9 protein-coding genes are annotated in these 11955 nt (G+C 70.4%); 7 read left to right on the forward strand and 2 right to left on the reverse strand.

Annotated features, from left to right (window positions below):
* Window positions 1-331 precede the first annotated feature (331 nt).
* Window positions 332-1195, reverse strand: a complete 864-nt coding sequence (locus OHB04_RS18980; protein WP_326688872.1) for an oxidoreductase — start codon at window positions 1193-1195, stop codon at window positions 332-334.
* Window positions 1196-1301: 106 nt separating this feature from the next.
* Here OHB04_RS18980 and OHB04_RS18985 point away from each other — a divergent pair, with 106 nt between their 5' ends.
* Complete coding sequence (locus OHB04_RS18985; RefSeq protein WP_326688873.1) at window positions 1302-2285, forward strand: ATP-binding protein; 984 nt, start codon at window positions 1302-1304, stop codon at window positions 2283-2285.
* Between the two features lie 137 nt (window positions 2286-2422).
* Here the strand turns inward: OHB04_RS18985 and OHB04_RS18990 are convergent, their stop codons facing one another.
* On the reverse strand, window positions 2423-3664 hold the full coding sequence (locus tag OHB04_RS18990; RefSeq protein WP_326688874.1) for a hypothetical protein: 1242 nt from the start codon (window positions 3662-3664) through the stop codon (window positions 2423-2425).
* Between the two features lie 260 nt (window positions 3665-3924).
* Here OHB04_RS18990 and OHB04_RS18995 point away from each other — a divergent pair, with 260 nt between their 5' ends.
* From OHB04_RS18995 to OHB04_RS19020, 6 genes are all read left to right on the forward strand, one after another.
* Window positions 3925-6270 (forward strand): SulP family inorganic anion transporter, encoded by a 2346-nt coding sequence (locus tag OHB04_RS18995; RefSeq protein WP_326807873.1) that lies wholly within the window; start codon window positions 3925-3927, stop codon window positions 6268-6270.
* A 179-nt stretch (window positions 6271-6449) separates the two neighbouring features.
* Window positions 6450-8417: an acetate--CoA ligase gene (acs, locus tag OHB04_RS19000; RefSeq protein WP_326807874.1), complete on the forward strand. Its 1968-nt coding sequence runs from the start codon at window positions 6450-6452 to the stop codon at window positions 8415-8417.
* A 281-nt stretch (window positions 8418-8698) separates the two neighbouring features.
* Window positions 8699-10039 (forward strand): Na+/H+ antiporter NhaA, encoded by a 1341-nt coding sequence (gene nhaA, locus OHB04_RS19005; protein ID WP_326692803.1) that lies wholly within the window; start codon window positions 8699-8701, stop codon window positions 10037-10039.
* A 134-nt stretch (window positions 10040-10173) separates the two neighbouring features.
* A complete protein-coding gene (locus OHB04_RS19010) occupies window positions 10174-10644 on the forward strand; it encodes a phage holin family protein (RefSeq protein ID WP_326688877.1) in 471 nt (156 codons plus the stop codon).
* Complete coding sequence (locus OHB04_RS19015) at window positions 10641-11576, forward strand: alpha/beta fold hydrolase (RefSeq protein ID WP_326688878.1); 936 nt, start codon at window positions 10641-10643, stop codon at window positions 11574-11576. The genes OHB04_RS19010 and OHB04_RS19015 overlap by 4 nt, the downstream gene beginning before the upstream one ends.
* Window positions 11577-11706: 130 nt before the next feature.
* Window positions 11707-11892, forward strand: coding sequence for a hypothetical protein (locus OHB04_RS19020; RefSeq protein ID WP_326688879.1), 186 nt, complete (start codon window positions 11707-11709; stop codon window positions 11890-11892).
* The last annotated feature ends 63 nt before the right edge of the window (window positions 11893-11955 follow it).

The raw sequence follows: 11955 nt of genomic DNA on the forward strand, positions 1-11955 counted from the left end.
AATCAACGGCCCGCGAGACCGGCGGCATCCGAGAGGATCCCGTTTGTACGCACAGGCCCCACGGACCGGATTGCATGAACATCGGGCACCCACGCGACGCACAGCCCGCGATCGGGCAGGTCCCAGCAGGAAACGGGCAAAGTCCCGTCCTGATGGACGAAAAGTGGAGCACGCACTGGTAACCCGGTGGACATGCCAGCGGCGGCACACGCTCTGAGGCGGTGCCGCCGCATCTCTGTTTCCGCTGCCCCGGTCGAGCCGCGCCCCCGCACCCGCGTGGCGCCCGCACTCCCCCGGCAGACGGACACACCCTCGGCATCGCGGTGCCCGCTCAGGCCGCGCCGCGCTGGAGCGCCTCACAGACCGCCGTGCTCTCCCGCACCCCGAACCCGATCGCGCGTCCGCAGTGCGCGATCCACTCGACCATCCCCTCCGGCGTCCCGGAGGCGTAACCGTGCAGCGCGTTCAGATACGCCTCGCCACCCTGTTCGGCCTGGCCCACCTCGGCCGGGCAGATGGCTTTGGGGTCCAGACCGCTGCCGACCAGGACGACCCGCTCGGCGGCGCGTGCCACCAGGCCGTTGCGGGAGCCGAACGGGCGCAGCACCTGAAGCTCCCCATGCACCACGGAGGCCGTGACCAGAGCGGGGACCGAACCGCCGGCCGCCACGAGCTGGGCCAGACCGTCCAGCCGGGCCGCCACCTCGTCGGCTCCGGGCAGCTCCAGGCCCAGGTCGGGGCCCTCCACGGGCTCTCCGGCACGCCGGGGACGGCCGACGCTGTCGTCGGGCGCGGCGCCGCCCGCGGCCACCAGATGCAGCCTGGCCAGCACGCGCAGGGGTGACTGCTGCCAGATGTCGAGGAGCTGCCCGGCCTCGGCGGTCACGCGCAAGGCCGCGCCGACGGTACGAGGCTCGTCGTCGGCGCCGAAATCGCTGCGCCGCCGCACCTCCTCCAGTGCCCAGTCGGCACCCTCCAGCGCGGCGGAGGCGCGGGCTCCGCGCAACGCCGCCTCGGCGCTGACCTCACTGCTGCGCCGGCGCATGACCCGGTGCCCGTACGCCCTGTCGACGGCTGTCCGCACCGATTCGACGGCCTCGGGCACACCAGGGAGCACGGCGAGCGGAGCCAGCGGGTCGGCCGGGGTGGCGACTGGCGCCGGAGGGCGGCCTGCGGGCCGAGCGGTGCTACTCATGCGTACGACCCTACGCACCCTCCGGAGGGACCCCACCCCTCGATCGAGTGGTCTTCTTCACTCAGCGGTCCCGTTCGCGGCCTGTGCCCGGCTTACGCTGTTGAACATGAAGATCGCTTTCGTAGGGAAGGGCGGCAGCGGGAAGACCACGCTGTCCTCGCTGTTCATCCGCCATCTCGCCGCCCACGGCGCGCCCGTGGTCGCTGTCGACGCCGACATCAATCAGCATCTGGGCGCCGCGCTGGGGCTCGACGAGGAGGAGACCGCCACGCTCCCCGCGATGGGCGCCCAGCTGCCGCTGATCAAGGAGTACCTGCGGGGCTCCAATCCGCGGATCGCCTCCTCCGACACGATGATCAAGACGACCCCGCCAGGAGAGGGCTCCCGGCTGCTGCGCCTGCAAGAGGACAACCCGGTTTACGATGCCTGCGCCCGGAACGTCGCACTGGATGGCGGGCAGATCCGGCTGCTGGCGACCGGGCCCTTCACCGAGTCGGACCTGGGAGTGGCCTGCTACCACTCGAAGACGGGCGCGGTGGAGCTGTGTCTGAACCACCTCGTGGACGGACGCGATGAGTTCATGGTCGTCGACATGACGGCGGGCAGCGATTCGTTCGCCTCCGGGATGTTCACCCGCTTCGACATGACCTTCCTGGTGGCCGAACCGACCCGTAAGGGCGTCTCGGTCTACCGGCAGTACAAGGAGTACGCGCGGGACTTCGGCGTACCCCTGAAGGTCGTGGGCAACAAGGTGCAGAGCGAGGACGACGTCGACTTCCTGCGCCAGGAGGCCGGGGAGGACCTGCTGGTGACGGTCGGCCACTCGGACTGGGTCCGCGCCATGGAGAAGGGCCGCACCCGTCCCTTCGCCGAGCTGGAGGAGCCCAACGCCCGGTCCCTGGCGGCGCTCCACGGGGCGGCCGACGCGGTCTACGGGCAGCGCGACTGGGACCGCTACACGCGCCAGATGGTCCATTTCCATCTGCGGAACGCGGAGAGCTGGGGCAACGCGAAGACGGGCGCCGACCTGGCCGCGCAGGTCGACCCCTCCTTCGTCCTGCGCGAGGAGCCCGCCCCCCAGCCCGCCTGATACCCCGGCGGGCCTGCCGGACCCAGGAACCGCCTGGGCCCGGCAGCCCGCCCGTCCGTGGCCAAGGCGCCGGAAAACGCCTTCATCCGGTCTCCCCCGTCCCGGACCAGGCCCTGGTCCGGGACCGGGGATCGGGGTCACCTCATCCGGCCCTCCGGCTTCGCCTGGGCCAGGAAAGAGCGCCAGCCTCCGGTGGGCTTCTCACCCACCTCCAGGGTGCGCAGCTTGGCGAGGACGCGCGGGTTCTGCGCGTCGAGCCAGTCGGCCAACTGCCGGAAGGAGACGCAGCGGACGCCCTTCTTGGGGCAGACCCCCTTCATGACGTCCTCGACGGCGTCCATGTAGACGCCGCCGTTCCAGTCCTCGAAGTGGTTGCCGATGATGAGCGGGGCGCGGTTGCCCTTGTAAGCGCGACGGAAGCCCTGGAGCAGCCCTTCGCGCATCTGCCGTTCATAGGCGGGCCGCTGGGACACGGGGCCGTTGACGGTCACGGACTGGTTGGCGAGGAAGTTGTAGTCCATCGAGAGCGTCTCGAACTTCCTGCCCGGCACCGGCACCTGCTGGAGCGGCATGTCCCACAGACCGTCGCGCTTGGCCGGCCACACCTGGGTGCCGTTGCCGCTTGAGTCGTAGCGGAAGCCCATCTGGCGCGCCGCCTTCAGAAGGTTCTCCTGGCCCTCCAGACAGGGGGTGCGGCCACCGACCATCTCCCTTTGGTAGTTGAACGGAAGCGCGGTGGCGCGCTTCCATCCGGTGGTCGTCTTCCAGTTCTGAACGAACCAGCGGGCCTGCTTGATCTCGCTCTTCCACTGGTCGACCGACCAGGACCCCACTCCGCCGGGGCCGCAGAAGTGGCCGTTGAAGTGGGTGCCGATCTCGCTGCCGTTCAGCCATGCCTCGCGGACCTGCTTGAGGGTGGCGCGGACGTTCTTGTTCTTCAGGTAGCCGATGTCGGAGGCTCCCTGGGGGTGTCCTGGCGGGAAGTAACGTTTCGCCTGGTTCTCCGGAAGCGTGTAGACGCCGCTGAGGAAGTAGGTCTGTGCCGCGCCGTACTTCCTGCCTGCCTTGCGGAAGCGGGAGAAGAGCCTCTTGCTGTCCTCTCCGGCCCCGTCCCAGGAGAAGACGACGAACTGCGGGGGCTTCTTGCCGGGTGACAGCTTGCGGGGGTGGGGCTGGAGCGGCTGCCGGCCCGTGAAGGACGTCGAACCGTCCCCGATGAGCTGAGCCTTGAGCTGGGGCCTCGCCTTGGGCGCCGGCCTCGGCGCCCCCTCCGGACTCTCCGTCGTACTGCCGTCCGCGCATCCGCTCACAGCCAGGGACAGCGCCAGCGCCGCCATGACCGCCGCGGTGAGAGCGGGTCGTCTTCGCGTGGCTGCCATCGGCTCACCTCGTCCTCTCGCCTTGTCTCGTCGGTCACCGGTCGGGACCGGCGGTTGCCACAGGGATAAAAGTGACATGAGATGTTAAACAGACAAATAGGACAAGCGGCTTTTTTACGCTGTTCACTCGATGGATGGAATCGGCTGGCCAGACGCCACCCCGGGCTTCTCCAAGGATTTACTTGTCATTACGATCCATTTACTTCCGCTTGGGAGTAATCAGACGGTCACCCTCCGTGCCATCCATCGAAGGAGACACGATGTCCGCCTGCACCTCCGCGCACCGGGGCGATCCCAGCCGTCCCAAGCGCTCCCCCGCGCGCAAGCGCTGGTCAGCCGACCTCTCCGCCTCCACGGCCGTCTTCCTGATCGCCCTGCCTCTCTCCCTCGGCATCGCCCTGGCCTGCGGCGCCCCGCTTCAGGCCGGGCTGGTGGCCGGGGCGGTCGGCGGGCTGGTCTGCGGCCGGCTGGGCGGAGCACCGCTCCAAGTCAGCGGCCCCGCGGCCGGCCTGACGGTGATCACCGCCGAGCTGATCCAGATGTACGGATGGCGCACCACCTGCGCGATCACCGTGGCGGCCGGGCTGGCGCAGATCGGGCTCGGGTGCCTGCGGGTGGCCCGCTCGGCGCTCGCCGTCAGCCCCGCGATCGTGCACGGCATGCTGACCGGGATCGGCATCACCATCGCCCTCGCCCAACTGCACGTCATGCTCGGCGGCGATCCCGACAGTTCGCCGGTCACCAACGCGCTGGAGCTGCCGGGCCGGCTGGTGGCCGTCCAGTCGGCGGCGCTGTCCATCAGCGGGCTGACGGTCGTCGTGCTGCTGGCCTGGCCGTGGCTCAAGGAGCGTGGCGGGCCCTTGGGAGCGGCGCTGGGGACGATGCCCGCGGCCCTCGCCGCCGTGGGGCTGGCCACCGCCGCCGCCTGGCTGGGGGACATGCGGCTGCCCCGTGTCGACCTCCCCTCCTGGCGCACCCACGCTCTGCCCGAGCTGCCGGAAGGGCCCGTTCTGGGGCTGGGCTCCGCGGTGCTCACGCTCGCCCTGGTGGCCAGCATTCAGGCGCTGTTGTCGGCTGTGGCCGCGGACAAGCTGGCGTCGGCGCGCAGTGGGAAGGACCGGGTGCCGCGCAGCGACCTGGACAAGGAACTGCGCGGGCACGGCGTCGGGAACGTGGTCTCCGGGATGCTCGGCGGCCTCCCCATCACCGGGGTCGCGGTGCGCAGCGCGGCCAACATCTCGGCGGGCGCCGTCAGCCGCAACTCCGCCGTGCTGCAAGGGCTGTGGGTGCTGCTGGCCGCCGGTCTGCTGGTGGGGGCGCTGGAGCTGATCCCGCTCGCGTCACTGGGCGCGCTGGTGATGGTCGTGGGCGTGCAGATGGTCAACCTCACCCACATCAGGGATGTGAGCCGGCACAGGGAGGCCCTGGCGTTCTGGATCACGACCGCCGCGGTCGTGCTGCTCGGCGTGCTGGAGGGGGTCGCCATCGGGATCGCGGTCGCCGTCGGGGTGGCGCTGCACCGTCTCGCGCACACCCGTATCTCCGTCGAGCGGGGCGAGGCGCAGGCGCCGACGCGGACGGGGGCCGAGGAGAAGGCGGGCGAGCACCGGGTGGTCGTACGGGGGCAGTTGACGTTCTTGGCAGTGCCGCGGCTGAGCCGCGCGCTGGCGCAGATTCCGGAAGGGGCAAAGGCAGTGGTGGAACTGGAGGGATCGTTCATGGATCACGCGGCGTACGAGGCGCTGGAGGGCTGGCGGATCACGCACACGGCGGCGGGCGGGGAGGCGGAGGTGTGGGGCCGTGCCGGTCAGCACATCGCGGAGCCCTCCGATTCGGACACCTGCACGCCTTGGACACCGTGGCGCAACCACCAGTGCTCCCGCGCGCACGCCGAGGGCGAGGGCCACGGCCGTCACACTCCGCGCAAGAGGCAACTGCTCGGCGGGGTGCGCAACTTCCAGCGGACCACGGCGCCGCTCGTACGCGAGGAGCTGGCGCGGCTGGCCAAGGAGGGGCAGCAGCCCTCGCAGCTCTTCCTCACCTGCGCCGACTCACGGCTGGTCACCAGCATGATCACCTCCAGCGGCCCGGGAGACCTCTTCACGGTCCGCAACGTCGGCAACTTCGTACCGCTGCCCGGCGAGGAGGCCAGGGATGACTCGGTGGCGGCGGCCATCGAGTACGCCGTGGACATCCTCAAGGTCGAATCGGTGACCGTGTGCGGCCACTCGGGGTGCGGGGCGATGCAGGCGCTGCACTCCAGCACCGGCCAGGGGGACACGGGCAACTCCCCGCTCGCGCGCTGGCTGCGGCACGGACGGCCCAGCCTGGCGCGGCTGGCCGCCCACGGCGAGACGGCGCCCCGCATCGCCGACCGGGAGACGGCGGACGACACCGAGGCGCTGTGCCTGGCCAACATCGTCCAGCAGCTCGAACATCTGGCCGCCCACGAGTGCGTGGCCCGCCGGGTCCGCGAAGGGGCCCTTGAGCTGCATGGCATGTACTTCCATGTGGGCGAGGCGCAGGCTTACGTACTGGACCTGGACAGCACGAAGGTCAGCCCCGCGGTCTTCGCCGCCGTACGCCCGGACCCGGTGGCGGGATGAGGGGGCAGGGCCGACGGCGTCGCTTCCCATGACAGGTCTACACCAATTTGAGTTGCGGCCCTTGTCACAAGGGCCGCGTGGCTGATGAGCTATGGCCGGGAAACAGCGCACAACCCTGGGAAGGGAGATGACGTGAGCAACAAAAGCCTGGCCAACCTCTTCAAGGAGGAGGGGGAAAAGTGAGCGAGCATTCTTCCCTCTCCAACCTGCTCAAGGAAGAGCGGAGGTTCGCCCCGCCCGCCGATCTGGCCGCGAACGCCAATGCGAAAGCCGCGGCTTACGAGCAGGCGAAGGCTGACCGGCTGGGTTTCTGGGCCGAGCAGGCGCGCCGCCTGAGCTGGGGCACCGAGCCGACCGAGACGCTCGACTGGTCGAACCCGCCGTTCGCCAAGTGGTTCAAGGACGGCAAGCTCAACGTCGCCTACAACTGCGTGGACCGGCACGTGGAGGCGGGCAACGGCGACCGTGTCGCCCTGCACTTCGAGGGCGAGCCGGGGGACACCCGCACCCTCACCTACGCCGACCTCCAGCGCGAGGTCTCACAAGCGGCCAACGCGCTCACCGAGCTGGGCGTCCAGGCGGGCGACCGGGTGGCCGTCTACATGCCGATGATTCCGGAGACGGTCGTCGCCATGCTGGCGTGCGCGCGCATCGGCGCCCCGCACTCCGTCGTCTTCGGCGGCTTCTCGGCCGACGCCCTGGCCACCCGCATCCAGGACGCGGACGCACGGGTCGTCATCACGGCGGACGGCGGCTACCGCAAGGGCGCGCCCAGCGCGCTCAAGCCCGCCGTGGACGAGGCGCTCACCCGCCCCGGCACCGAGAAGGTGCGCAGCGTACTGGTCGTCAGAAGGACGGGCCAGGACGACATCTCCTGGACCGAGGGCCGCGACGTGTGGTGGCACGACGTGGTCGCACGTCAGTCCGAGCAGCACACGCCGCAGGACTTCGACGCCGAGCACCCGCTCTTCATCCTGTACACCTCCGGCACCACCGGTAAGCCGAAGGGCATCCTGCACACCACGGGCGGCTACCTCACCCAGGTCGCCTACACCCACAACGCCGTCTTCGACCTCAAGCCGGAGAGCGACGTCTTCTGGTGCACCGCCGACGTCGGCTGGGTGACCGGGCACTCGTACATCGTCTACGGGCCGCTGGCCAACGGTGCGACCGAGGTGCTCTACGAGGGCACGCCCGACTCCCCGCACAAGGGCCGCTGGTGGGAGGTCGTACAGAAGTACGGCGTCACCATCCTGTACACCGCACCCACCGCGATCCGCGCCTGCATGAAGTGGGGCGACGACATCCCCGCGAAGTTCGACCTGTCCTCGCTGCGGATCCTCGGCTCGGTCGGTGAGCCCATCAACCCCGAGGCGTGGATCTGGTATCGCCATCACATCGGGGCCGACCGCACGCCGGTGGTCGACACCTGGTGGCAGACCGAGACGGGCGGCATCATGATCAGCCCCCTGCCCGGGGTCACCGAGACCAAGCCCGGCTCGGCGCAGGTGCCGCTGCCCGGCATCTCCGCGACGGTCGTGGACGACGACGCCAACGAGGTGCCGGACGGCGCCGGCGGCTATCTCGTGCTGACCGAGCCGTGGCCGTCGATGCTGCGCACCATCTGGGGCGACGACCAGCGCTTCCTGGACACCTACTGGGCGCGCTTCCAGGACAAGTACTTCGCGGGCGACGGCGCCAAGAAGGACGACGACGGCGACATCTGGCTGCTCGGCCGGGTCGACGATGTGATGCTCGTCTCCGGGCACAACATCTCCACCACGGAGGTCGAATCCTCGTTGGTCTCCCACCCGAAGGTGGCCGAGGCCGCCGTCGTGGGCGCCACCGACCCCCAGACCACCCAGGCCATCTGCGCCTTCGTCATCCTGCGCGGCGGCGCGGCCGAGGACGAAGGTCTGGTCGAGGAGCTGCGCGCCCATGTGGCCAAGCAGCTCGGGCCGATCGCCAAGCCGAAGCGGATCCTTCCGGTCGCCGAGCTGCCCAAGACCCGCTCCGGCAAGATCATGCGGCGGCTGCTGAGGGACGTCGCGGAGAACCGGACGCTGGGTGACACCCAGACCCTCACCGACTCCTCGGTGATGGACCTGATCCAGTCCAAGCTGCCGAGCGCCGCCAGCGAGGACTGAGCGGACTGAGCGGCCCGGCGCGTGCGGCGCCGGGGCGGAGATTCGCGGATTCACAGGTGAGGGGCATCCGGGCGCCCGGATGCCCCTCACTCGCGTTGGTTACCCTGGCAGGGGTCGCGTAACGAACGCGGCAAGATCACGGGCGCGCCGGGAAGTCTGGTCGGCACACAGAGCACGTATGTCCGCCGACGCTCCTGGAGGCCCCCACCGTGTCCACGTCCCCCGACGGCAAAGAGCCCCGCCGCTCCGTCTTCCTCGGCAGGCTGCCCCTGGGGGAACGGATGTTCCTCACGGATGCGCTGCGCACCGAGACCGTCGGCGGCACGCTGCTGCTGGTGGCCGCCGTCCTGGCCCTCCTGCTGGCCAACACCCCGGCGAGCGGCTTCTACGACGACGTCAGGAACTTCCACCTCGGGCCCGAGTCCCTCCATCTGCGCCTGACGATCGCCGACTGGGCCAAGGACGGGCTGCTCACCGTCTTCTTCTTCGTTGCCGGGATCGAGCTGAAGCGCGAGCTGATCGCGGGCGAGTTGCGCGACCCGAGAGCCGCCGCGCTGCCGATCGTTTCCGCGCTGTGCGGCATGGCCGTACCAGCGCTGGTCTACGTCGCCATCACCCTCAGCGGCGGGGGTGACACGCAGGGCTGGGCCATCCCGATGGCCACCGACATCGCCTTCGCACTCGGCGTGCTGGCCGTGCTGGGCACCGGACTGCCCTCCGCGCTGCGGGCCTTCCTGCTCACGCTCGCGGTCGTGGACGACCTCGGTGCGATCGTCATCATCGCCATCTTCTACTCGGCGGGCGTCAGCATCGGCGCCCTGGCCGGAGCCGTCGCCGGGCTGGCGCTGTTCTGGTTCCTGCACCACAAGGCGGGGGTGCGCGGCTGGTACGTGTACGTGCCGCTCGGCGTGGTCGTCTGGGCGCTGATGCACGCCAGCGGGGTGCACGCGACGGTCGCCGGGGTCGCGATGGGACTGATGCTGCGCTGCACCGTCGGGCCGGGCGAGGAGGTCTCCCCTGCCGAGCGCGTCGAACACAAGGTCAGACCGCTGTCCGCCGGGCTCGCCGTGCCGGTCTTCGCGCTCTTCGCGGCGGGTGTCGGAGTGTCAGGCGGGGCACTGGCGGATGTGTTCGGCAAGCCGGAGACACTCGGTGTGGTCCTGGGCCTGCTCGTCGGCAAGACCGTGGGCGTCTTCGGTGGCGCGTGGCTGGCGGCCCGCTTCACCCGCGCGGAACTCAACCGCGACCTCGGCTGGCCGGACGTCCTGGCCATCGCCATGCTCGCCGGAATCGGCTTCACCGTCTCGCTCCTCATCAGCGAACTCGCCTTCACCGGGCGGCCCGGCCTGGCCGACGAGGCGAAGGCGGCGGTGCTGTGCGGCTCGCTGCTCGCCGCGCTCTGCTCCGCCGTACTGCTCAAGTTCCGCTCCAAGAAGCACCGTTCTCTCATGGAGGCCGAGGAGCGCGACGAGGACCAGGACGGCATCCCGGACATCTACCAGGAGGGCCGGCCCGAGTACCACCTGCGCATGGCGGCGCTCCTGGAGGCGAAGGCCGCCGAGCACCGCAGGCTCGCCGAAGTGGCCAGGGGCCAAGACGTGACGGACGATGGTCCGGCATGATTCGACGTTGACCGACGGGTAATCCGGCAGAACAGCCGGAGGATGCCCCGGACAGCATCGCGGGGAGCCCCCGGCTCGTGCCACGGCACGTCCCGGGCACGCACTTCGCCGTACGACAAAGGGAGAGAGAAGCGATGAGCGCAGCCGACGACGGCCGCAGCCTCGGACAACTGGTCGCGGCGGCGACCGCCGAGATGTCCGCGCTGGTGCACGACGAGATCGCCCTGGCCAAGGCCGAGCTGCGGCAGGACGCGAAGCGCGGCGCCATGGGAAGCGGCGCCGCGATCGTCGCGCTGGCCTTCCTGCTCTTCGCGCTCCCCGTGCTGAGCTTCGCCGCGGCCTACGGCATCCACAACCTGGGGCTCGGGCTCGCCTGGTCGTTCCTGATCGTGGGCGGCGCCTTCATCCTGCTGGCGCTCATCCTGCTGGGTCTGGCGGCGCTGAAGTTCAAGAAGATCTCCAAGAGCAAGGGCGCCCAGAAGTCGATGGCCTCCGCCAAGGAGAGCGCAGCCGTCCTCTCCCACGCCAAGCCCCACCCCCGCGAGGGGGAGGACAAGGCGGAGGAGAGCCGTCCTCTTGAGGGTGTGACACGCTCGTCTGTATGACCCTCGCAGAAAGCCCCGCGGCAGTGATCCGCGCCGACGGACCCTGGACCCACCGGGATGTGGCCGCCAACGGCGCGCGCTTCCACATCACCGAAATGGGTGAAGGTCCGCTGGTGCTGCTGCTGCACGGTTTTCCGCAGTACTGGTGGACCTGGCGCCATCAGCTGCCCGCGCTGGCCGACGCGGGGTACCGCGCCGTCGCGATGGACCTGCGCGGGGTGGGCGGCAGCGACCGTACGCCGCGCGGCTACGACCCGGCCAACCTCGCGCTCGATGTGACCGGTGTCATCCGCTCCCTGGGCGAGCCGGACGCGGCGCTCGTCGGACATGACCTGGGCGGCTACCTGGCGTGGACGGCCGCGGTGATGCGGCCCAAGCTGATCCGCCGGCTCGCCGTGGCCTCGATGCCGCACCCACGCCGCTGGCGCGCCTCGATGCTGGGCGACCTGCGGCAGACGGCCGCCAGCTCCTACATCTGGGGCTTCCAGCGGCCCTGGGTGCCGGAACGTCAGCTCGTCGCGGACGGAGGAGCCCTGGTGGGCCGGCTGATCCGGGACTGGGCGGGGCCCAAGCTGGCCGGACCCGCCGAGGACACGGCGGTCGAGAACTACCGCCGCGCGATGTGCGTGCCCTCCACGGCGCACTGCTCGGTCGAGCCGTACCGCTGGATGGTGCGCTCGATGGCGCGGCCGGACGGTGTGCAGTTCTACCGCCGGATGAAGCGGCCGGTGCGGGTGCCGACCCTCCACCTGCACGGCTCACTCGATCCGGTGATGCGCACGCGCAGTGCCGCCGGGTCGGGCGAGTACGTCGAAGCGCCGTACCGCTGGCGGCTGTTCGACGGGCTGGGCCACTGGCCCCAGGAGGAGGACCCGGTGGCCTTCACCACTGAGCTGGTGAACTGGCTGGGAGACCCGGAACCGGACCGCTGATCCACCCCGGGGAGCCGTCCCGCTGACCTGCCGTGACCACTCAGCGAAATCAAACATGTGCCCGCCGCATAGGCCAATTCGGGACCCCGGAGGCGATTACCGACCTTGGGGCGGGGGCAGGGACCCCGGTATGGGCTGGTCGCACGACTTCCGTGACGTGGCACGTAATCGCAGCCATCTGAGGGCCCCGCGAGCGCAGGCTTCCGCGCGCTTCGCGGCCCGGCTGGAGCCTTCGGATCCCGAGTTGGGAATCCCCCGCATTCTGCGCCGTCGCGCCCGCTGGGTGGGCGCACGGCTGCGGCATACGCGCACCTGAGCCGGGGCCGGGCGGCCCCACATAAGGCGAGCCCGGACCCGGCGCCTCACATCAGCGCGCCGG

Origin of the sequence: Streptomyces sp. NBC_01775 (genome assembly GCF_035917675.1) — a bacterium.
In the GTDB taxonomy this organism is placed as follows: domain Bacteria; phylum Actinomycetota; class Actinomycetes; order Streptomycetales; family Streptomycetaceae; genus Streptomyces.

Bases quoted from the DNA above. Each gene is read 5' to 3' on its own strand.
- OHB04_RS18980 (WP_326688872.1), bottom strand. From the start codon at position 1,195: ATGAGTAGCACCGCTCGGCCCGCAGGCCGCCCTCCGGCGCCAGTCGCC.
- OHB04_RS18985 (WP_326688873.1), top strand. From the start codon at position 1,302: ATGAAGATCGCTTTCGTAGGGAAGGGCGGCAGCGGGAAGACCACGCTG.
- OHB04_RS18990 (WP_326688874.1), bottom strand. From the start codon at position 3,664: ATGGCAGCCACGCGAAGACGACCCGCTCTCACCGCGGCGGTCATGGCG.
- OHB04_RS18995 (WP_326807873.1), top strand. From the start codon at position 3,925: ATGTCCGCCTGCACCTCCGCGCACCGGGGCGATCCCAGCCGTCCCAAG.
- nhaA (WP_326692803.1), top strand. From the start codon at position 8,699: ATGTTCCTCACGGATGCGCTGCGCACCGAGACCGTCGGCGGCACGCTG.
- OHB04_RS19010 (WP_326688877.1), top strand. From the start codon at position 10,174: ATGAGCGCAGCCGACGACGGCCGCAGCCTCGGACAACTGGTCGCGGCG.
- OHB04_RS19015 (WP_326688878.1), top strand. From the start codon at position 10,641: ATGACCCTCGCAGAAAGCCCCGCGGCAGTGATCCGCGCCGACGGACCC.
- OHB04_RS19020 (WP_326688879.1), top strand. From the start codon at position 11,707: ATGGGCTGGTCGCACGACTTCCGTGACGTGGCACGTAATCGCAGCCAT.